Below are 21,317 nucleotides of genomic sequence, written 5' to 3'. Positions count from 1 at the left end.
ATGGACATGCGCATCATCGAGGTCGCCATCGGGCTGGTCCTCGTGTTCGCGATCAGCAGCTTGCTGGTCAGCACCCTCCACGAGATCTGGACCGCGCTGCGCAAGAGCCGGGGCGACTCCCTGCTGCTCGGCCTGTGCTCGCTGCTGGGCGATGACGATGTGACGATGGGTCAGCTGCGCCGCCGCTTCTCGCCCAAGTCACAGCCGTCCCCCTTCACGCGGAGCCTGCTGGCACACCCGCTTCTGGTGTCGCAATCGCTTGGAGGCGCTGGCAGTCAGAACATGCCGTCGTACCTGCCGTCCGACGTGTTCATCAACGCGCTGATCAGCCAGCTGTCCACGCTGGCCACCGGCGGCGTGCGCTCCGCTGACCCGCAGACCTGGCTCAACGCCGTCAAGGCCAGCGCCGACGCGAAGCGCGCTAGGGGCGATGCCTACCAGCCCACGCCGGCACTGCTGACAACGCTCGCCACGCTGCTGCAAGGCGTCGAAAACGACTGGCCCAGCTTCGAGGCTCGTCTGCGCGCCTGGTACGACAGCGTGCAGCAGCGTGCCGGCGGCTGGTACCGGCGCGACACCCAGCTGCGCCTGGTCGTGATCGGCTTTCTGGTGGCCTACCTTGCCAACCTCAATCCGTTCGTGATCGCCCCTAGGCTGTGGAACGACCCCGTGGTCCGTGCGGCCGCCGTGGGCGTGGCGCAGGACGCGGCCAAGGCGTACGCCGCAGCCGCAAGTGCGCCGGCGTCGGCCGCGAGCGATTCGTCACAGGCCCTCATCACCGCGCTCAACAAGCTACTTGCGCAGCCCACCCCCCGCAGCAAGGGGGCAGCGCCGGCTAAGGGGGCGTCGGCGCCTGCCACCACGCCGACGCCGCAATCGCTGGAGAGTGAGCAGGCCCTGCGTGCGTTGAAGGACAACCTGTTCGCGGCCAGCGAGAACCCCCGGCTGCACACGACGCCCCAGGTTGCCGAGACTGTGAGGTCGAGCCTGGACCGGCTGCTGGACTTGCAGGATCAGGTGCGGTTGCGCCAACGCCTCGCCAGCGAGCGCGCGGACCCCCTGCTCATGCTGGATGCGTCGGTCGCCATCGATGACCACCTCGCAGCCCTGAAGGCACAGTGGCCCGCTGTCAATCCAGAGTCCGGGTCGCATGCCCTGCCAATGGCGCAGTTGGCGAGGTTGACCACGGCCTTGCGCAACGAGCGCGATGTCCTGCTGCCCTCGCGCGTCACGCTCAGCCCGGCGGCCGGCGCGGCGGCTCAACGTGTGGCCCTGGCCTGCGTGACCGAGGGCAGCGTCGTCGACACGCTCTGCGAGCCGCTCGGCGCCGTGCAGCAGCTGGCCGGCAGCGGGCTGCCCATCGGTTGGGGCTGGGCGAACTGGCCGGCGTGCGATGCGGCCTGTCAGGCGCGGCAACGGCCCGGCGTCGCCGCGCCGGCGCCTTCGGCCTCGGCGCCCGCCGACCGCTATGCCGACAGCCTGGCGGCAAGCCGCGTGGCCGAGCCCGCATCGAGCGCCCCGCCCCTGGCGTCGCGCCATTTGCGCAAGCTCTACCAAGAGCAGCACGCAGCCCTGGCGAGTCAGGCAGCCCGGGGTGCCGACAAGTCGGCCGAACTTACACCCTTCCTGTGGCGCCACTGGGAGCGCGACGACTTCCAGCAAGGCCTCTGGCAGGCCTTGCTGGGTTGGCTGATCATCGGCATCGGCGCCAGCCTGGGCGCGCCGTTCTGGTTTGACCTGCTGGGTCGCTTCGTCAAGCTGCGCGGTAGTGGCACCCCCACCATGCCGGACGGCGGCGGCGGCGGCGCCGCACCACCCGCGCCTGACACGATGGCGCGCGCGGCGGCGCCTGCGGGTGGCGCGCTGCCCGCAGGTCCCGCTGCCAAGCTCGCCGCCGCTGCGCCGTTCCCCGGCATCAGCGCCCTGAACGCCGCCGAAGGCGATCTCACGCCCGCCCAGGTCGTGCGGCTGCAGCGCGCGCTCGGCCTGACAGGGGTCGAGGCGACTGGAACCCTGGACGCCAACACGCGGCTGCGCGTCATGCAGTGGCAGCAGGCCCGCGGCGACGCCGCAAGCAACGGTGAGCTGAGCGCGGCCCAGATCGGGGACCTGCTCAGCCCCGGCGCGCCGCCAGCCGCAGCCCTCGGGGGGGCGTTGCCAGTTAGCATCACGCCGAAGCGCACGAACGGCACGATCAATGTGCTGACCGAAACGGAAGTGCGTGCGCTGTACGGCGACATCGTCACCAGGCCGCTTGCCAACGGCGCCGTCCAGGTGGTGTCCAAGGGAGTTGATGGCCAGGCACAGCACGAGATCGTCGAATTTCGCCATGCCCTGCTGGGCGACCAGCAACCCCAATATGTGCACGCCCGGGCCCTGCCCCATTTCGTCGACGCCTTCAACCGCATCCAATCGGCCATCGCGGCAGGCACCGTACCTGAGGATGTCATCGTGAACTGCGGCGGCACCTACGTGCCGCGCCATATCGGTTCAGACCCCACGCGCCCACTGAGCCGCCACACCTGGGGCATCGCCATCGATCTGAATACTCAGGCCAATGCCATGAACTCGCAGCCGGCGGCGCTGGGCGTGCCCGGGTCTTTACTGAGCATCGTGCCCATCTTCAGCGACTGTGGCTTCGCTTGGGGTGGCCACTTCAGCACCGGGCTGGACGGCATGCATTTCGAGCTGGCGCTGCGAAATCCTTGACTTCTTCTTCGGTCAGACCACAGCGAACGGGCTCATTTGGTGTAGCGCCATGCCGCCCACGGCTACCAGCGCGGCCGTTTCCATAAGAGCGATCGCGGGTATCAGCATGCCTGACCCCTGGCCTGCGCCGGGACGGGCAGGCCTTAAACCTCAAGTCAAGACCTGACCCTCGGCATCAGCTCTGCCGTCAACGCAGCGTCTTTCGGATCAGGCGGCCGCGCACCCCGCCCGCAATGAGTCATCACATGCCAGCACTCGCCCAGCTGCCACCCATCCAACACTTGTTTAGTAAACCACGCTAAAAACACCCGTCTTCCGTCTCTTTGGTTGACGCTCAAAAAAGCGCTGGATATAAACATCACCCATGAACAAAGCCGGGTGAAGTGCCTTCGCCCGAGCCTTGGAAGCGCACGATGATGCGTTTATTAAACCCAAGATCGAGAACACCGGAGACACCGTGTTGCTGATGCTGCATTCGAAATCGCCGCTGCTGGGCTTGTTGCGCCTTCGCGCAGCGCTAGGCTGCACGCCGCCCTGCCAGCCCGGAGTGCCGGCATGAGCGCAAACGGCGGAGGCGGCCAGTCGGTCACCATCCGCGACATCGCGGAAGCCACGGGCTTGTCGATCGGCACCGTGTCGCGGGCGTTGAAGAACCAGGCCGGCATGACCGAGGTGACGCGCAACAAGGTGCGCGAGGCCGCGGCTCGGCTCGGCTATGACCACTCGCAGCTGAAAAAAGGGCGCATCCGGCGCATCGCCTTTTTGCTGCACAGCCAGCACAACACCTTGGCGTCCAGCCCTTTCTTCTCGCCGGTGCTGCATGGCGCCGAGGCGGCTTGCCGGCGCGAGGGGATTGCGCTGTCCTTCATCGTCGTGGGACCGGCGGAGCCGGTGCTGGAGCAGGTGCGGGTGCATGCGCCCGATGCGATTTTGTGTGCGGGCTTTTTTGAGCCCGAGGTGCTGAGCGCGCTGATGCTGACGGGCAAGCCCATGGTGCTGGTGGACATGCACCGCCGCGGCTTCAGCTCCATCAACCCGGACAACGCCCTGGGCGGCTACCTGGCCACCCGCCATCTGCTGCGCAGCGGCAAGCGGCGCATCGCCATGCTCTCGGGCTCCCTGGCCCACTACAGCATTCAGCAGCGCAACCGCGGTTTCCGCCGCGCGCTGTTCGATGCCAAGGTGCACGCCGACCCCGACCTCGAAGTCATCGTGCCCACCATGGGAGAGGGCGATGAGGGCGTGGTTGAGGCCATGCGCAGCCTGCTCAAGCTGCCCAAGCCGCCCGATGCCGTGTTTTGCTACAACGACAGCACCGCCCTGGTGGCGATGAAGGCCTGTCTGAACGAGGGCTTGAAGGTTCCCTACGACATCATGGTCGTCGGCTTCGACGACATCAGCAGCGCGGCCGTGGCCGTGCCGCCGCTGAGCACGGTGCACGTGGACAAAGAGGCGCTGGGTGCCTCGGGCGTGGAGCTTTTGCTGCGCCTCAAACCCGATGAACCCCCTGCCGAACTGGTTCTGCCGGTCCAGATGATCGTGCGGGAGAGCAGCAGTGACGATTGACCGACGGATGAGTCATTCAAGGCAATCGACACGGGCCCCATTCGCTCCAAGCGCCTAACTCTAATTTTCCTCACCATGTCCAATCTCCCCGACTTTCGCTCTCGGGCGGTGCTGCTCGCCCATGCGCAGCACAGCATGAGCTTCTACCACCCGCGCTGCATCGACTGGAGCGGTGGCATGTACCACTTCTTCAAGGACGACGGCAGCGTCTACGACGCCGAGCAGCGCCATCTGGTCAGCAGCACGCGCTTCGTCTTCACCTACGCCATGGCCTACCGCCACTTCGGCCAGCCAGAGTATCTGGACGGCCTGCGCCATGCGCTGAGCTTCTTGCGCGAAGCGCACCGAGACAGCGAGTTTGGTGGCTACAGCTGGCTGCTGCGTTGCCACCCTGGCGGCCGTGAAGTTGCGGATGGCACCCAGCATGCCTACGGCCAGGCCTTTGTGCTGCTGGCCTATTCGCATGCGCTGATGGCCGGGCTGGAAGAAGCGCGGCCCTGGGTGGCCGAGACCTTCGAGCTGATGGAGCGCAGTTTCTGGGAGCCCGAGGCCGGCCTCTACGCCGACGAAGCCAGCCGCGACTGGAGCGAGCGCTCCAGCTACCGCGGCCAGAACGCGAACATGCACGCCTGCGAGGCGCTGCTGGCCGCCTACCGTGCCACGGGCGAAACGCGTTACTTGGAGCGCGCCTACACCGTGGCTTTCAACATCACCCAGCGCCAGGCCGAGCGCTGCGGCGGCTTGATCTGGGAGCACTACGACGCGAACTGGCAGCCCGACTGGCAGTTCAATATCAACGACCCGGCCAATCTGTTCCGGCCCTGGGGCTACCAGCCCGGCCATTTCACTGAATGGGCCAAGCTGTTGCTGCAGCTGGAGTCGCTGGGCGGTGCCTTGGAGCGCGACCTCAGCTGGGCTCTGCCCACGGCCGAGCGCCTGTTCAAGGTGGCGGTGGAGAAGGGCTGGCATGCCGAGCATGGCGGCCTGTGCTATTCCATCTCGCCCGAGCTGGAAATCTGCGACGCAGACAAGTACTTCTGGGTCCAGGCCGAAAGCGCGGCCGCCGCCGCCATGCTGGCCCAGCGCACCAAGCACCCCTTCTACTGGGACTGGTACGAGCGCCTGTGGGCCTACAGCTGGACGCATTTTGTCGACCACGAGCATGGCGCCTGGTGGCGCATCCTCGACGCGCAGAACCGCAAGTACAGCGACGAGAAGAGCCCAGCCGGCAAGGTGGACTATCACACCATGGGCGCCTGCTACGACATCGTGGCGGTACTGGACGCAGCATCTGCGGAGGGCTCTGGCCATGCATGACGCACCGCTGATGCTCTGCGCCGGCGAGGCGCTGACCGACATGATCCACCAGGGCGAGGGCCATTGGCAGGCCCGGGTGGGAGGCTCCACCTGGAATGTGGCGCGCGCGCTGGCGGCGCTGGGTGAACGCACGGCCTTTGCCGGCGCCATCAGCGCCGACCGCTTTGGCGATGATCTCTGGGCCGCCAGCGAGGCCGTGGGCCTGGACATGCGCCTGCTGCAGCGCGCGCCGCGCTCGCCGCTGCTGGCCATGGTGGAACAGGGCGAGCCGCCGCGCTACTTCTTCATTGGCGACGACAGCGCCGACCTCTACTTCGACCCCGCGGCCCTGCCCGAGGGCTGGTCACGCCAGCTGCGCTGGGCGCATTTCGGCGGCATCAGCCTAGCGCGCGAGCCCCTGGCCGGCCGCCTGGTCGCCTTGGCCGAGCATTTGAAAGAGCAGGGCGTGGCCATCAGCTACGACCCGAACTTCCGCAAGGTGATGGACGAACGCTACACACCGACGCTCCATCGCATGGCGGCCGTCGCCGACCTGATCAAGGTCTCGGACGACGATCTGCGCGGTCTTTTCCCCGATCTATGCCCCGGCCTGGAACTGGACGCGGCGCTGCAGCGCCTGCGCGCGCTGAACCCGAACGCGCTGTGCCTGCTGACCCGCGGCGGCCATGGTGCCAGCCTCTACCGTGGCGAAGAGCGCGTGGACGCCATGGCCCCGGCCGTGCCCGTGGTGGACACGGTGGGCGCGGGCGATGCCAGCGCCGCCGGTCTGCTCCACAGCCTCAGCCGCCACCCCGATCGCCCTTTGCAAGCCCATCTGCACGCGGCCTTGGCCGCCGGCTCCGCCGCCTGTCTGCAGGCAGGCGCCACCCCACCGACACCGCTGGCCATGGGCCGGCTGTTCGATCAGCTTCAAGAAAAGGTTTCCTCATGAGTCAGCGTTTCTTGTCATCCGTTTCCGCTTCCTCCGCCTGGTCTCCAGCGCGCCGCGCGCTCAGCGGCCTGTGCCTGGCCGCCGTGGCCACCCTGGCGCAAGCCGCGCCGCTGCCCGCGCTCAAACCGGTCAGCGAGGCCGAATCGGCCCAGCTGGCCCAGCGTGTCAAGGAAGAAACCCGCCATGCCTGGCGCGGCTACAAGCAGTACGCCTGGGGCCAGGACGCCCTCAAGCCCCTGAGCAAGAGCGGCCACAACTGGTACAAGAGCTCGCTGCTGATGACACCGGTCGACGCGTTGAGCACCTTGCTGGTGATGGGGCTGAAGGAAGAGTCCGACGAGGCGCGCGAGCTGATCGCCAGCCAGCTGAACTTCGACCAGGACCTCTCGGTGCAGAACTTCGAGATCACCATCCGCCTGCTCGGCGGCCTGGTCTCGGCCTACCAGCTCAGCGGCGATGCCCGCCTGCTGGCCAAGGCGGAAGACCTGGGCAAGCGCCTGCTGCCGGTGTTCGATTCGCCCACCGGCCTGCCCTACACCCATGTCAATCTGCGCACGGGTCTGGTCAGCGGCACGATCAGCAACCCGGCCGAGACCGGCACGCTGATCATCGAGTTCGGCATGCTGAGCAAGCTGACTGGCCAGCCGATTTACTTCGAGAAAGCCAAGCGCGCCTTGGTGGAGACCTTCCGCCGTGCTTCACCGGACGGCGTGGTCGGCTCGGCCATCAACGTCGAGACCGGCCGCTGGGAGCGTACGGACGCCCACATCGGCGGCGGCATCGATTCCTACTACGAGTACCTGTACAAATGCTGGCGCTTGTTCGGCGACAGCGAGTGCAAGGCCATGTGGGACCACAGCATTGCCGGCGTCAACAAGGTGCTGGGCGACGAAACCAAGACCGGCTTCTGGTACGGCCATGCCGACATGAAGACCGGCCGCCGCACCAAGACGCAGTACGGCGCGCTGGACGCCTTCATGCCGGCCCTGCTGGCCGTGGGCGGCGACCTCAAGCGTGCGCGCAAGCTGCAGGAATCGAACCTGCGCATGTGGCGTCTGCACGGCATCGAACCCGAATCCATGGACTACAAGACCATGAAGGTGCTGTCGCCCGAGTACGCGCTGCGCCCCGAGATCGTCGAGTCGGCCTACTACCTGCACCAGCTCACCGGCGACACCCGTTACCGCGCCATGGGCCGGGAGTTCTTCGAGGACTTCGTGCGCCACTGCCGCACGGAAGCGGGCTATGCGGCGCTCAAGGATGTGCGCAGCAAGGTGCATGAAGACTCGATGGAAAGCTTCCTCTTCGCCGAGACCTTCAAGTACTTCTACCTGCTGTTCTCGCCGAAATCGGTGCTGGACTTTGACGCCGTGACCTTCAACACCGAAGCCCACCCGATGCGCCTGTCGGCGCCGGTGCAGGCGCGCTGAGTAAGGGGCTTGCAATGAAGCAATTGGATAGATTGGGTGTTCGGGTGCCGCTGCGTGAGACGCAGGCTGGCAGCGCACCCCTGCGACTCCATGCCAAAGCCCAAGGGCTTTGGCTCTCGCTTGGCACAGGGAGTCCACTGGACTCCCTGTGCCCCAGCTCGATCCCCCGCCCGCTGCGCGGGCTCCTCCTTGACTTACGTCGCAGGGGCACCCCGCCAGCCTGCTTGAGCAGATCGTCGAGGGTTCCCTCTTCGCAAAGGGAGTCGTTGGACGGCGGCGGACGGTGGGTGGGTGCGGCCACGGAAGTTAAGGAGGAGGCCGCGGAGCGGCCGGGGGACATGAAGTGGACGTACCCAGCCGCCGTCCGCCGCAACGCCTGGCCTTTGCGCATGCTGCTGGCCGGCTTCTGCCTGCTGCCGGCCGCCGTGCCGCTGCAGGCCGAAGCAGCCCCGCTCAGCGTGGGCAGCATGCCCGTCAACACCTTCATCGGCACCCAAGACGACGGCAACACCTTCCCCGGTGCTTCGGCGCCCTTCGGCATGATCCAGGTCAGCCCGACCGGCGAGCATTACGCCGGCTGGCGCTACAACGACACCCGCATCCGCGGCTTCGGCCATTCCTACTTGTCCGGCGCGGGCTGCTGGGAGCAGGGCGGCCAGCTTTCGGTGTTACCGGTCACGGGGCGCATCGCCCCGGGCGGTGATTTCGACACGGCCAAGGTCGGCAGCTTTGACCACAAGCGCTATGCGGCCGAGTACACGCATGCCGGCGAAGTGGGCCAGGCCGGTTACTACAAGGTGCAGCTGACCAGCTACGGCGGCATCACCGCCGAAGCTACGGCCTTGACCCGCGCGGCGGCCGAGCGCTACAGCTTTGCCGCCGGCGCGCCCACCGGCCATGTGCTGGTCAATCTGGGCCAGGCCAACGAGAAGCACTCGGTGGTCGGCAGCGAGCTGCGCGTGGGGGACGACCAGCGCAGCATCGAAGGCAAGATCACGACCAAGAGCTTTTGCGGCGGCGCCCAATACACCACCTGGTTCCGCATGGTCTTCGACCGGCCGTTCGTGGCCCATGGCATCTGGGACGGTGCCGGCGCCTGGCCGGGCGCCAAAGGCCCCAGCCACCAAGGCGAAGCGCGCCCGCACGGCGCCTGGCTGAGCTTTGATCTGCAAGACGGCAAGGCGGCGGTGACCGCGGTCAGCGCCATCTCGCATGTCGATGCCGAAGGCGCCCGCATCAATCTGCGCGCCGAAGGCCTGGCCCCGGGCGGCGAGCCGCTGAGCTTCGACGCCATGCGCGCCAAGGCCGAGGCCAATTGGCAGCGTGAGCTGAGCAGTGTGCGCGTCGAAGGCGGCAGCGTGGACGACCGCACCGTCTTCTACACCGCGCTCTACCACTCGCTCTTGCAGCCCCTGACCGGCAGCGATGCCGACGGGCGCTACCGCGGCTATGACGATGCGATCCACACGGCCCGGCATCAAGGCAAGGACTGGACTTACTACGAGTTCTTCTCGCTCTGGGACACCTACCGCACGCAGAACCAACTCCTGGCCCTGTTGCGCCCGGAGCGCGCGCGCGACATCGCCTACTCGGTGCTGAAGATCCGCGAGCAGGGCGGCTGGCTGCCGCGCTGGGGATACGCCAACTTCGAGACCAACATCATGACGGGCGACCCGGTGACGCCTTTCCTGGTGGATTTGTGGCGCCTCGGCGCGCTCAAGGGTCGCGAACGCGAGGCTTACGCGGCGTTGCGCGAGAACGCCTTTGGCGTACCGCCGCACGGCATCCGCGCGCAGGGCCGGGCGGGCAACCCCAGCTATCTGAGCCAGGGCTTTGTGCAGTACGACCGCGGCTTTGTCTCCAAAGGCATGGATGTTGACCCGCACCACGGCGCCTCGTCGACGCTGGAATACGCCCTGGCCGATGGTGCCCTGGCCCAGATGGCCCAAGCCCTGGGCCACAAGCAAGACGCCAAAGTGCTGGCCCAGCGCGCCCTGAACTGGCGCCGCATCTGGGACGAAAGCGTGCTTGACGCGGCCACCAGTCAGCGCGGCTTTCCTCGCCCACGCCGGCCGGACGGCAGCTGGTTCACCGAGCTCAATGGCGGCTACGACCCACGCTCCGAGCGCGGCTTCCACGAGGGCACGGCCTGGCAATACCAATGGTTGGTGCCGCAGGACATCCCCGGCCTGGTCGCGGCCATGGGCGGCCAGACGCAGGCAGCGCAGCGCCTGGACCACTTCTTCGACTACCAGGCTCTGCTCGCCGACCCGGCGGCCGCGGTGCGCAAGTCCTGGGTGGTGGGGCCCTACAGCTATTACAGCCAGTTCCGCTACAACCCCAACAACGAGCCCGATCTGCATGCGCCCTGGGTCTACACCCTGATCGGCCAGCCCTGGAAGACGGCCACCGTGTTGCGCGCCGCCGAGACCCTGTTTGGCAACGCGCCCAACGGCGTGACCGGCAATGACGATCTAGGCACCATGTCGGCCTGGTATTTGTTCAGCGCCCTGGGGCTCTACCCCGACATGCCGGGCAGCGGCCGCTTTTTGCTGCATGCGCCGCGCTTTGCCCGCGCCGAGATCGACCTTGGCACTGGGCGCACCCTGCGCATCGAGGCGCCCGAAGCGAAGCCGGGCGAGCGGCGCTTTGTGGAGGCCGTCAACTGGGCGGGCCGCGAACACCATCCGGTATGGCTCTCATGGGAAGCCTTGCAGTCGGGTGCTACCCTCGGCTTCAAGCTGAGCCCGCAACCCGACCCACAAGGCTGGGGCACGCGTGCCCGCGATCTGCCCAAGGCGCCGCTGGGCCTCAGGCCTTGAGCCTGCTGCCCGGAGCCGGCACCGGATAAGACAAGCAAGACAAGCAAAGCCAAGCAAGACAAGACCCACAACAGGAGACAAATTCAATGGCAAACATGTCACACAACACCGCGCCCCGGGCGGCGGACATCCAGGGAGGCAGCGGCGTGGAGCAGGGCAACAGCAACACCAGCGCCCTGGTCATCGTCACCCTGCTGTTCTTCATGTGGGGCCTGATCACCTCGCTCAACGACGTGCTCATTCCCCACCTCAAGGCCATCTACACCTTGAGCTATGTGCAGGCCATGCTGGTGCAGTTCTGCTTCTTCGGCGCCTACTTCATCGTTTCACTGCCGGCGGGTGCGCTGATCCGCCGCATCGGCTATCAAAAAGGGGCCGTGGCCGGCCTCTTGATTGCGGCCTGCGGCTGCGCGCTGTTCTACCCGGCGGCGTCCAGCGGTTACGGCGTGTTCCTTTTCGCCTTCTTTGTGTTGGCCTCGGGCATCACCGTGCTGCAGGTGGCGGCCAACCCTTACGTCACCGTGCTCGGCCCGGCCCGCACGGCCTCCAGCCGCCTGACCCTGACCCAGGCTTTCAACTCCCTGGGCACCACCATCGGCCCGGCCGTGGGCGGCCTGCTGATCCTGTCGGCCGTGGGTGTGGCCGCCGATGCCGCCACGGTGCGCGGCCCCTACCTGGGTCTGGCTGCGGCACTGGCCTTGCTGGCCGTGCTGTTCTGGGCCGCCAAGCTGCCGCAAATCACGGACAGCGAATCGGTCAGCGCGAGTGCTGAAGGCCAGGGTGCTTCTGCCTGGTCGCACCGCCATCTGGTGCTGGGCGCCATCGGCATCTTTCTGTATGTGGGCGCCGAGGTCAGCATCGGCAGCTTCCTGGTCAACTTCCTCGGTGAATCGCACATCGCCGGTCTCTCGCATGGCGACGCCGCGCATTACGTCAGCGTCTACTGGGGCGGCGCCATGGTCGGCCGCTTCATCGGCTTTGCGGTGATGCGCACGGTCAGCCCGGGCAAGACCCTGGCCTTCAACTCGCTGGCGGCCATCGCCCTGGTGCTGGCGGCCGTGTTCGGCAAGGGCAGTGTGGCCATGTGGGCCATCCTGGCTGTGGGCCTGTGCAACTCCATCATGTTCCCGACCATCTTCAGCATGGCGCTGAACGGCCTGGGCAAGCACACTGGCCAGGGCTCGGGCATTCTGTGCATGGCCATCGTCGGCGGTGCCTTGGTGCCGTTTGCGCAGGGCGCCATGGCCGATGCCATGGGCGTGCAGACCTCCTTCCTGCTGCCCGCGGCCTGCTACGGCTTCATCCTGTATTTCGGCGTGAAGTACGCGTCGATGTATGGGGCGAAGTGAGTGAATGGGTGAACAGGTGAATGGGTGAACAGGTGAATGGTGAATGGTGAATGGTGAATGGTGAATGGGTGAATGGGTGAGGATGGGGTGTTTGCCGTGTTGAAGCGTATCCACCATGTGGCCATCATTTGCTCGGACTACCCGGTCTCCAAGCGCTTCTACACCGAGTGCCTCGGCCTGCGCGTGCTGGCCGAGAACTTCCGGCCGGAGCGTCAGTCCTACAAACTCGATCTGGCCTTGCCCGACGGTGGCCAGATCGAGCTGTTTTCCATGCCAGGCGCGCCGCCGCGCCCGTCCTACCCGGAAGCGCAGGGCCTGCGCCATCTGGCCTTCGAGGTGGAAGACATCGAGGCTTGCCGGGCTGCGCTGCAGGCGCAGGGCATCGCCGTCGAGGCGATCCGGCTGGACCCTTACACCGAGCGCCGCTTCGTCTTCTTCGCCGACCCCGACGGCTTGCCGCTGGAGTTGTACGAGCAGGCGAACGGCGCGCGTTCAGGCTGAGGCCAGCGGGCCCAGCCTGGCCTTGGCCTCCGCCTGGCGCGCCAGCTCACGTTCTGCCGCCGTGGCGTAGTGGCGGTCCCAATGCTGCAGCTTCGGCGCCATCAAGTGATGCCAGAGCGGCGGGATCAGGGCCACGACGATGGTGCTGAGGTAGCCGCTGATCATGGTGGGCGCCTCGGGGTAGGGCTGCAGAGCGTGGAAAGGCACTTCGCCCTGGGCGTGGTGGTGCGAGTGGCGGCTCAGATTGAACATCGACCAGGAGCTGATGCGCTTGTTGGTGTTCCAGGAGTGGTGCGGCTGCACCGGCGTGGCGGGGTCGCGCACGATGCCGTAGTGCTCCATATAGTTGACGATCTCCAGCAGCGCCTTGCCCCAGAGCGCGCACAGCACGAAGAAGCCCGCGGCGGCCGCGCCGCCCAAGCCCCCGGCCAGCAGCACCAGACCCAGGCTCATCAGATGCCCGCGAATCACGGCGTTATGCAGGCTGAACACCGGCCGGCCACGGCGCCGCAAGCTGCGCCGCTCGATCTTCCAGGCGCTGACATTGCCCTTGATCGTGGAGCTCAGGATGTGGCGGTAAACGTTGCGCCCGCGCGGCGCCGTCGCCGGATCTTCGAGCGTGGCGACATAACGGTGGTGGCCGTAGACATGCTCGATGGAAAACACGGTGTCGAAGCTGAAGGCCAGCAACCATCGGCCTATCAGCATCGAGACCGGGTCCCAGCTGCGGTGGGTCAGCTCATGGGCCGTGATGGTGCCCACCAGGCCGATCAGCAAGCCGGTGAGGACAAAGGCCGAGACATGGTGGCCCCAGGCGGTGGCCGCACGCGCGGCCAGCAGGTCCTGCCCGCTCCAGGCGCTGGCCCAGGCGCCAAAGCCCAGGGGGTCACCGTTGGACACGCCCCAGACGGCGATGAACACGATCAACATCAAGAGTGGCAAGGCCAGCCAGAGTTGCAGGGTCAGCAGGCCGGGGTGGCGGTACTCGGGCGTGCGGATGTCGTCGCCGCACAGGGCGTCGCCCACCGTGTAGAGCAGCAGCACGGCCAGCAGGCCGGCGCTGATCCAGGCGCCGCCCGCCGCCAGCGCGGCCGCTGAGCCCAGGCCGACGCCATGGAAGAGGGCGAACTTCAGGTAGTCCAGCAGATGCGCGGGCTGGCGCGCCAGCGGCGCGGGTTTGCCGCTGGGCGCCGGCGATTCGTGCCCACTGAGGAAACGGTCGGCGTGGATGCGATCAGCCGGCAGGCCCAGCTCGAGCAAGCGGCTCTGCGCCGCATCGACCATGGCGGGGGGGCCGCAGAGGTAGGCCTGGGCGCCTGCGCTGAGGTGCTCGGCCAGCAAGTCGGTGACATGGCCGCGCGCGCCCTGCCAGGCGCTGTCAGGGGCCGCTCCAGACAGCACGGGCACGAAGCGGAACTCGGCCGGCCATTGCCGGGCCAGGGCCTCGATCTCGTCCAGCGCATACAAGTCGCTGGCGTTGCGGGCCCCGAAGAGCAGGGTGGCGGGCCGGCGCAGGCCTTGGGCGAGGGCGTCTTTCAGGATGGCCAGCACGGGCGCCAGGCCGCTGCCGGCGGCCACCATCAGCAAGGGCGCGGCGTCCGAGGCGCGCAGGGTGAAATTGCCCAGCGGGCCTTCGAGCTGCAGCGTTTCGCCGCGCAGGTCCTGCCCGTGGACCCGGCTTGAGAACGCGCCGCCCGGCAGCTGGCGCACAAAGAACTCGACGCTGTTGTCCGGGCTGCAGGGCGCGGCGAAGGAGTAGTTGCGGCGCAGGCCGGGCAGGCTGTTCAGGGTGAGCGCGGCGTATTGCCCGGCTTGGTAGGGCAGCGGGCTGTCCAGCTGCACGCGCAGCCGGGTGATGTCGGCCGTCAGGCGCTGCTGGCCGATGATGGTGCCGCTGACCTGGCGCGGCCGTGCTGCGGCTTGAGGCAGGTCCACGGCGATGCGCACATCGCTGAGCGGCCGGCTCTGGCACGCCAGGATCATGCCGGCGTCCAGCTCTGCGTCGCTGAGCAAATAGCTGGTGTCGCGGCGCTGCTCGACCTGGCCTTCAAGCAGCCGGCATTTGCAGCTGGCGCAGCCGCCGACCCGGCAGCTGTTGGGGAAGTCCAGCCCCTCGCGCAGGGCGGCTTGCAGCAAGGTCTCGTCGCCAGCGACGCGGATGCGCTGCGCATTGATCAGGGCGCTGTGGGCTTCTCTTGAGGACATGGCGGGTGCAGTCTGCGCGCAGGGTCTGCGGCTTGTGCCTCGATGCTAGAAACTCCGGCGCCATCTGCACAGGTCGCGCTATGACATTCGGAGGTCATTTTTTGACATTGGGCGATCCGGGCTAGAGTTCGCCGCATGACGCCGCCCTCGCCGAACATCCAGCTGCAGTCGCTCTACATCCGCCAGGTCGCCGACCATGTGGCGGCGGTCGGCGGTGATGTGGCGGCCTGGTTGGCGCAAGGCGGCTTGCGACCCGAGCAGCTGGAGGGAGCCTTGCCCGAGCTGCCCATGGACGCCCTGGCCCGCTTGATCGAAGGAGCCCTGGCGCTCACGCGTGAGCCTGCCCTGGGCTTGCTGGTCGGCGAGCGGCTGCGCGTCAACACCCTGGGCGTGCTGGGCTTTGCGGCCATGAGCGGGTCGACGCTGCGCCAGGTGATCGAGCTGCTGGTGCGCTACATCGGCTTGCGCACTTCGCTGGTGTCCTTGGCTGTGGAGCTGCATGGTCAGGAGTTGCGCTTGCTGATCCTGGAGCCTGTGGCTCTGGGCCGCATCCGCCGGCCGGTGCTGGAGGCGGTGATCCTGGCGCTCAAACATGCGCTGGAGGCGGGGGCTCCGGGCCGCGCCGCGATCAGCCGCGTCGCCTTCGCGCTGCCGGCGCCGGCCTACGCCGATTTTGCGCAGCAGCTGCTGCGCTGCGAGCTGAGCTGGAACAGCGCCTGGAGCGGCCTGGCCCTGCCGCTGGCGCAGGTCGACGCGCCTCTGAGCGCCGCCGATGCGGCCGCGTTTGCGCAGGCCGAGCACTTGTGCGAGGCCGAGCTGCGCCGCCTCGCGCCACAGCAAAGCACCACGGCGCGCGTGCAGCGCCTGCTGCTGGAGGCGAGCGGCACGCCGCCCTCGCTGAGCCGGGTGGCGCGCCAGCTGCACCTGGGGCCGCGCACCTTGCATCGCCGCCTGCTGGACGAGGGCCGCAGCTTCCGGGAGATCAGCGACGAGCTGCGCCACCGGCTGGCGATCGAGCATCTGCAGCGCGGCCAGCTGAGCGTGCAGGAGGTGGCGTTCGCCCTGGGCTACACCGACCTCGCCAATTTCCGCCGCGCCTTCCGGCGCTGGCAAGGCATGTCGCCCACTGACTACCGCGCTGGCTTCATTGGCGCTGCATCGTGATGCGCGCCGGGCCTTGCACCAGGGTGGCGCTGGCGGCCAGACCGTCGGCGGGCTCGAACAGCAGGGTGGCATCGACCACGGTGGTGTAGAGCTCGCGCGGGCCGGCGGCCTTGAGGGCAAAGGCCGGCTGACCCGGCGCCTGACCCATCAGCTGGCCTTGCTCGCCCAGATAGACCTTGACCCGAAACTGCGGGCTCAGGTACTCGCCCAGCAGCGCTTGCTTCTGGGCTTCGCTGAGCACCAGATCGGCCCGCTGCGGCAGATCGCCGTTGCGCGTCCACAGCTCGCCTTCACCGTCGCCTTCCGCGAAGAAGCGCAGGCCGCTGACTTTGTGCTCGGCGTCGCGCTCGAAGGCGATCTGCGCAGGGCCGGTCGTGGCGATGAACCGGGCCGGGCCGACGGCGGCGAGCGCCTGCACGGCGCCGCCATTGCGTTGGCTGGTCAGCGCGCCGTCGACGACACGCAGCCTGCGGCTGTCCTTGCCTTGGCTGTAAACGCCCTCGAAGGCCTTGAGCTGTGTCGGGGCCAGCGTCAGGGTCTGGGGCTTGGGGAAGGGTTTGCCGGCGGCAAAGGCGGCCAGTTGGCGAGCGATGGCATCGAGGTTCATGCCACCGTCGGCATTGCGCAGCAAGGCCACGGTGATGCGCTGGGCCGGCAGGTATTGCAGCATCGAGTTGAAGCCATGGATGGCGCCGCCGTGCTGGATCAGGCGTTCGCCACGCAGGCTGTCGATGAACAGGCCGTAGCCGTACTTGGAGGCCACGGCCGCGCCCTCGGGCGTGGTCATGCGCTGGTAGCTGGCGGGCTTCAGGAAGGCGCCCTCGTGCAGCAGTTGGTTCCAGCGCCACAACGACTGCAGATCGCCGACCAGGGCGCCTGCCGCGTGCGGCTGGCTCATGCTGATCAAACCAGCCGGCGCAAACTTGCCGCCTTCGCCGCGGGTGTAGCCGGCGACGTGGCCGGGGATCAGGCGTTCAGGCGCGGGGTAGAACACCGGCGTCTTCAGGGCGCTCAAGCCTTCCCACCAGGGCTTGCCGGTGATGGCCTCGATGATCGCCCCGACCAGCACATAGCCCGAGTTGTTGTAAGCCCAGGCACTGCCCGGTGCGAAGTCGACCGGCTGGTCCTGGAACTCCTTGACCAGCTCGGCGGTGCTCAGGTCACGCCGAACCGGGTTGCCCATATAGCCGGAGATGCCGGTGTAACTCTTCATGCCGCCGGTGTGGTTCAGCAGCATGGTCAGGGTGATGGCCTGGCCATTGGGGTACTGGGGCAGATACTTGGACAGCGGATCGTCCAGACTGGCCCGGCCCTCGTCCACCAGCTTGAGCAAGAGCGCCGAGGCGAACTGCTTGGTCACCGAACCCAGGCGGAAGCGCTGCTCCGGGCCCAGCGGCACACCCAGCTCCAGGCTGGCCGCGCCGCGCGCGGTTTGCACCAGCAGCTGATCACCTCGGGCCACCAGCACGGCCAGGCCGGGCCCTTGGGGCGCGATGTTCTCGCGGTCCAGCAGCTCCTGCGTGAATCGACTGACTGCGGCTGCGTCGGGCAGGGCCTGCGCGAACGCGGCCAGGGGGGTCAACAAGGGGGCGGCAAGAGCGCCGGCAAGAGCGCTGGCATTCAGCGCATGGCGCAAGGGCAGTGGCAACATGGGTCAGGCCTGAAGTCGATCAAGCCGCGATTGTTGCCGCCGGTGCCCGAACACGGGCGCGACATGCGACAGGCTGCATGAGCGCCGTGACGGACGGCATGGGTCCGGGATGCGCCGGGCTCCGCGCGGCAAACCCTAGCGGCGGATGGGCACACGCACCTGAATCTGGTGGCGGCCGTCCGGGCGATCGAAGCTCAGCTCGCCCTGCAAGCGCAGCACGGTTTGCTGCGCAATGGCCAGGCCCAGGCCGAAGCCCGGCAGATTGCGGCTGGCGTCGCCGCGGGCAAAGGCCTCCAGCAGGTGCTTGCCGCCGTCTTGCGGCAGACCCGGGCCATGGTCGCTGACGATCAGCAGGGCCGACTCGGCGTCTTGCCGGATCTCCACCAGGACCGGTGGCCGACCATGTTTGAGCGCGTTGTCGACCAGGTTGATGATCAGGCGCTCGACCAGCAGCCCGTGGGCATTCTGCAGGCACAGGCTGGGCGGCGTGCGCAGGGCCAATTCCGCCTCCGGCCGATCGAAGGCGGCCACGGCGCGCCGTGCCGCCGCGGCCAGATCGACCTCCTCGTTGAGCTCGACGACGCCGGCGCGTATGAACTCGATGAAGCTGGCCGTGAGGCGGTCGGCATTGTCGACATTGCGCGTGATGGCCGAGACCCCCAGGGCGTTTTCGGCCGTTTCCGGCAGCATCTCGGCGGCCAGCCGGATGCGGCTCAGCGGGCTGCGCAGGTCATGAGAAACCCCGGCCAACAGCAGCGCGCGCTCGCGCTCATTGCGCTGCAAGCGTTCGGCCAGCAGACGGTAGGCCCGGTCGATCTCGATCAGCTCGGGCGGCGCCTGGCTCGTCATCCGGGTGTTCGGCCCATCCGGCCCTTGGATGCCGGCGTGCGCATGCGCATGCATGCGTTCCTGCAACAGGGACAGCGGGCGGGTGATGCGGCGGGCAATGCTGCGGCTGACCAGGGTCAGCACCGCGCCCAGCAGCAAGAAGGCCACCGTCATGCGCGGCGCCCAGTGCGGAAACAGGCTCGGTGCATAGCCGCTCAGCCAGACGGGCGCGGTGCCCTCGACCTTCACATGCATCCACAAGGTCGTTTGAGTTCCCTCGAGACTGAGCCAGACCTCATCGGCCGCGATGCCCTGCAGGCGCAGTTCGCGTGAAAAGTCGAGCACGGCTGGCATCTGGCTCACGTTCAGCTTGAGCCCATCCGGCAGCGAGGCATGGCGGCGTAAGCCTTCGGACACGCCGAAGGCCGGTATGCGGGCGTCGGCCGGCATGCGCGCGGCCTGAGCCAGCTTCGGCGCCAGCATGTGAGCGTATTGCGGTGCCATCAGCTGATTGCGCTCCACCACCAGCAGCCCGCCGAACACCAGCAAGGCCGAGCTCACCAGCAGCACCTGCGCCAGCAGCAGGCGCAGGAACAGGGAGTCAAAGCGCTTCGGAATCATCGGCCGGTGCGTCGCCTTCTGCCGCCTCCCGCGGCACAAATGCATAGCCCTCGCCGCGCACGGTCTCGATCCAGTCACGGCCCGGCAAGGCCTGGGCCAGGCGCCGCCGCAGCCGGCCGACCTGGACATCGACCGTCCGGTCCTGCGGCCGGTAGGCGCTCGCCTGCACGGCATCGCTGAGCTGCTGGCGCGACACGGCCTGGCCCGGTGTCCGTGCCAGCACCAGCAGCAGCTTGAACTCGATGCCGGTCAGGGGCACTTCCATGCCATTCACCCGCAATTCCCGGCTCAGCAGATTCACGTTCAGACTGCCGAATTGCAGCTCGGTCTGGGTCGGCGCTGGGGCTGGGGCCGGCTTCTGGCGGCGCATCAAGGCGCGAACCCGGGCCACCAGCTCGCGCTTCTCGAAGGGCTTGGGCAGGTAATCGTCGGCGCCCAGTTCCAGCCCCAGCACCCGGTCAAAGGGGTCGCCGCGCGCGGTCAGCATCAGGATGCCGAGCGTGGGGTGGGCGCTGCGCCAGCGGCGGCAGAGGTCCATGCCGCTGGCGTCGGGCAGCATGACGTCGAGCAACACCACCTGCGGCAGCTCCGCCGCCAGGCTGCGTTCGGCCTGTTCGGCACTCAGGACGCTCTTCACGGCCCAGCCTTCGGTCTGCAGCAGTTGCACCAACATGCCGGCCAGTTCGGCGTCGTCATCCACGATGAGTACTTCGGTCTTGGACATCTTGAGGCGGCTCGGGGCAGGGCGCAGGGAATGCGGGCTTGGGGCGCGGATCGTAAGCCATTCAGCGCCGGCCAGACCGTCCCTGCTTTGCGACATTTTGGCCTTGATTGTGACGGCGCTGACGCATTGCGCTGCCGCTGGATGGGGGGCAAGCGTGCGCCGGCCGCTGGCCCGCGGCACATGACTTCCGACCCCCGCCCTGCGAAGGCCGGGGCAAGGCGGCAGCGCGCGACTGTCCCCGCCGTTTGCCGTTTCGTCGCCGCAAACGCAGGCTTCGTCCCAGGCGTGCAGACGAGCCTGGAGTGCCTGCGTAACTTGGCCGCCCCGACTCGATATTTCATGTGCAGTCGGCCTCGATCAAGGAGTTCCCATGAAGCACCTCAATTTGCGCTCGTTCCACTTCGCCCACGCTGCGCCGGCCGTCTTGGCTTTGGCCCTGCTGGCGGCCCCGTTCACAGCCCACGCTGCCGTGGCCTCCGGCGCCGCTGCCTGCCCAGCGGCGCGCGAGCAGCTGCCTGAGCTGCTGGCCAGCAGCATGCAGCGCATCGACCGCGAGGCCGAGCTGCGGGCCGAGTTCGAGGTCGATGCGGGAGGTCGAGTGCGCCCGATTTCGGTCACGGGTGCCCGGCGCTATCACAGCCCGGTGCGCTTGGCCCTGGCCTCGCTCGATTGCCACGGTGGGGTGCCGCAGCGTTATGCGGTGGACCTCCAGTTTTCCGGCCCGCCTCATAGGGCCGACAAGCAGGTCCCTCAGATCGAGCAGGGCCGGTGAAGGCACAAGGGCGCTGTCAACGCCAGGTCTTGCGCAGCTCAGGCAGTTCGACATTGCGTTGCGGGAACGGCGCCAAGACATCGCAATGGCGTTGCCGTTCGCCCATGCGGCTGACCCGCACGCGCCCTTCCCACTCGCAGCGGCGGTCCTGACAGCGGTAGCGCCAGACGGGGCTGAACAGGCTCAGCAAGCGGTCCAGGCTGTGTCGGCGGATGCGGTGCACCACACCGTGGCAGCGGGGGCAATGCCAGGCGGCATGCTCAGTCAATGCATTGCTTTTGGACGAGTTCGTCATGGCGTGACTCCGGTGGCGGCCCACTCACGACGAGCGGGCCGGGGTGACACTGCGGTGGACGATAGCGCTGCGGGCCGACCAGGTCTGTGCGATATGGAACAGTCTGCCGAGGCACGATTCCCGGTGCAGGGGCGGGCGGCGTTGTCCCAAAGACCGCGCCCATCACGTTGGCGGCAGCCGGTGCGCGTTCGCCGCGGCCGGCATTGGCGTATCGTGCCGGCCATGAATGGCAAGACCTGTCCCCCACCATGAGCGCGCACCCAAGCGGTTTTCGCGGCAACAAGGCGGCGCTGCCCAGCAAGCCTTGTCTGGCTTGTGGCCGCCCCATGAGCTGGCGGCGTAACTGGGCCAAGAACTGGGACGAGGTCAAGTTCTGCTCCGAGCGCTGCCGGCGCCAGAAGCCGGCTCAGCCTGCCTGAACCCCAGGGCCGG

At 67.8% G+C, this 21,317-nt stretch carries 16 protein-coding genes; 11 read left to right on the top strand and 5 right to left on the bottom strand.

The window, feature by feature from the left end; genetic code table 11:
• From LNV23_RS00685 to gloA2, 8 genes are all read left to right on the top strand, one after another.
• Complete coding sequence (locus LNV23_RS00685) at positions 1 to 2,709, top strand: M15 family metallopeptidase (protein ID WP_263561175.1); 2,709 nt, start codon at positions 1 to 3, stop codon at positions 2,707 to 2,709.
• A 555-nt stretch (positions 2,710 to 3,264) separates the two neighbouring features.
• Positions 3,265 to 4,275: a LacI family DNA-binding transcriptional regulator gene (locus tag LNV23_RS00680; RefSeq protein ID WP_263561174.1), complete on the top strand. Its 1,011-nt coding sequence runs from the start codon at positions 3,265 to 3,267 to the stop codon at positions 4,273 to 4,275.
• Between the two features lie 75 nt (positions 4,276 to 4,350).
• Positions 4,351 to 5,592 (top strand): AGE family epimerase/isomerase, encoded by a 1,242-nt coding sequence (locus tag LNV23_RS00675; protein ID WP_263561173.1) that lies wholly within the window; start codon positions 4,351 to 4,353, stop codon positions 5,590 to 5,592.
• Entirely contained in the window at positions 5,585 to 6,523 is a 939-nt protein-coding gene (locus LNV23_RS00670) for a carbohydrate kinase family protein (RefSeq protein WP_263561172.1), read from the top strand. The genes LNV23_RS00675 and LNV23_RS00670 overlap by 8 nt, the downstream gene beginning before the upstream one ends.
• Positions 6,520 to 7,953: a glycoside hydrolase family 47 protein gene (locus LNV23_RS00665; protein WP_263561171.1), complete on the top strand. Its 1,434-nt coding sequence runs from the start codon at positions 6,520 to 6,522 to the stop codon at positions 7,951 to 7,953. The genes LNV23_RS00670 and LNV23_RS00665 overlap by 4 nt, the downstream gene beginning before the upstream one ends.
• Before the next feature lie 338 nt (positions 7,954 to 8,291).
• The gene (locus LNV23_RS00660; protein ID WP_263561170.1) at positions 8,292 to 10,775 is read left to right on the top strand and encodes a GH92 family glycosyl hydrolase; all 2,484 of its coding nucleotides are present in this window, start codon (positions 8,292 to 8,294) and stop codon (positions 10,773 to 10,775) included.
• 86 nt (positions 10,776 to 10,861) lie between these two features.
• Positions 10,862 to 12,124 carry a sugar MFS transporter gene (locus tag LNV23_RS00655; protein WP_263561169.1) on the top strand — a complete coding sequence of 421 codons (1,263 nt, stop codon included), beginning with the start codon at positions 10,862 to 10,864 and terminating at the stop codon, positions 12,122 to 12,124.
• A gap of 96 nt (positions 12,125 to 12,220) precedes the next feature.
• On the top strand, positions 12,221 to 12,625 hold the full coding sequence (gene gloA2 / locus LNV23_RS00650) for an SMU1112c/YaeR family gloxylase I-like metalloprotein (protein ID WP_263561168.1): 405 nt from the start codon (positions 12,221 to 12,223) through the stop codon (positions 12,623 to 12,625).
• On the opposite strand, the gene LNV23_RS00645 is transcribed toward gloA2, so the two are convergent.
• Positions 12,617 to 14,830 carry a fatty acid desaturase gene (locus tag LNV23_RS00645; RefSeq protein ID WP_263561167.1) on the bottom strand — a complete coding sequence of 738 codons (2,214 nt, stop codon included), beginning with the start codon at positions 14,828 to 14,830 and terminating at the stop codon, positions 12,617 to 12,619. The two genes, gloA2 and LNV23_RS00645, sit on opposite strands and share 9 nt — an antisense overlap.
• Positions 14,831 to 14,965: 135 nt before the next feature.
• Here LNV23_RS00645 and LNV23_RS00640 point away from each other — a divergent pair, with 135 nt between their 5' ends.
• A complete protein-coding gene (locus LNV23_RS00640; protein ID WP_263561166.1) occupies positions 14,966 to 15,994 on the top strand; it encodes an AraC family transcriptional regulator in 1,029 nt (342 codons plus the stop codon).
• Here the strand turns inward: LNV23_RS00640 and LNV23_RS00635 are convergent.
• The 3 genes from LNV23_RS00635 to LNV23_RS00625 form a co-directional block, all read right to left on the bottom strand.
• A complete protein-coding gene (locus LNV23_RS00635; RefSeq protein WP_263561165.1) occupies positions 15,975 to 17,645 on the bottom strand; it encodes a serine hydrolase domain-containing protein in 1,671 nt (556 codons plus the stop codon). The genes LNV23_RS00640 and LNV23_RS00635 overlap by 20 nt on opposite strands.
• A 135-nt stretch (positions 17,646 to 17,780) precedes the next feature.
• Positions 17,781 to 19,094, bottom strand: coding sequence for an ATP-binding protein (locus LNV23_RS00630; protein ID WP_263561164.1), 1,314 nt, complete (start codon positions 19,092 to 19,094; stop codon positions 17,781 to 17,783).
• Positions 19,075 to 19,818, bottom strand: coding sequence for a response regulator transcription factor (locus tag LNV23_RS00625; protein WP_263561163.1), 744 nt, complete (start codon positions 19,816 to 19,818; stop codon positions 19,075 to 19,077). The genes LNV23_RS00630 and LNV23_RS00625 overlap by 20 nt, the downstream gene beginning before the upstream one ends.
• 370 nt (positions 19,819 to 20,188) lie before the next feature.
• Here LNV23_RS00625 and LNV23_RS00620 point away from each other — a divergent pair, with 370 nt between their 5' ends.
• On the top strand, positions 20,189 to 20,590 hold the full coding sequence (locus tag LNV23_RS00620; protein ID WP_263561162.1) for a hypothetical protein: 402 nt from the start codon (positions 20,189 to 20,191) through the stop codon (positions 20,588 to 20,590).
• Between the two features lie 16 nt (positions 20,591 to 20,606).
• On the opposite strand, the gene LNV23_RS00615 is transcribed toward LNV23_RS00620, so the two are convergent.
• Positions 20,607 to 20,885, bottom strand: coding sequence for a hypothetical protein (locus LNV23_RS00615; protein ID WP_263561161.1), 279 nt, complete (start codon positions 20,883 to 20,885; stop codon positions 20,607 to 20,609).
• Between the two features lie 248 nt (positions 20,886 to 21,133).
• Here LNV23_RS00615 and LNV23_RS00610 point away from each other — a divergent pair, with 248 nt between their 5' ends.
• The gene (locus LNV23_RS00610; protein ID WP_263561160.1) at positions 21,134 to 21,304 is read left to right on the top strand and encodes a DUF2256 domain-containing protein; all 171 of its coding nucleotides are present in this window, start codon (positions 21,134 to 21,136) and stop codon (positions 21,302 to 21,304) included.
• The last annotated feature ends 13 nt before the right edge of the window (positions 21,305 to 21,317 follow it).

The organism is Kinneretia sp. DJ1R-11, assembly GCF_025717595.1.
GTDB lineage: Bacteria > Pseudomonadota > Gammaproteobacteria > Burkholderiales > Burkholderiaceae_C > Paucibacter_A.
Note: the sequence above shows the minus strand (reverse complement) of the source record. Positions and strands in the feature narration are given on the sequence as shown.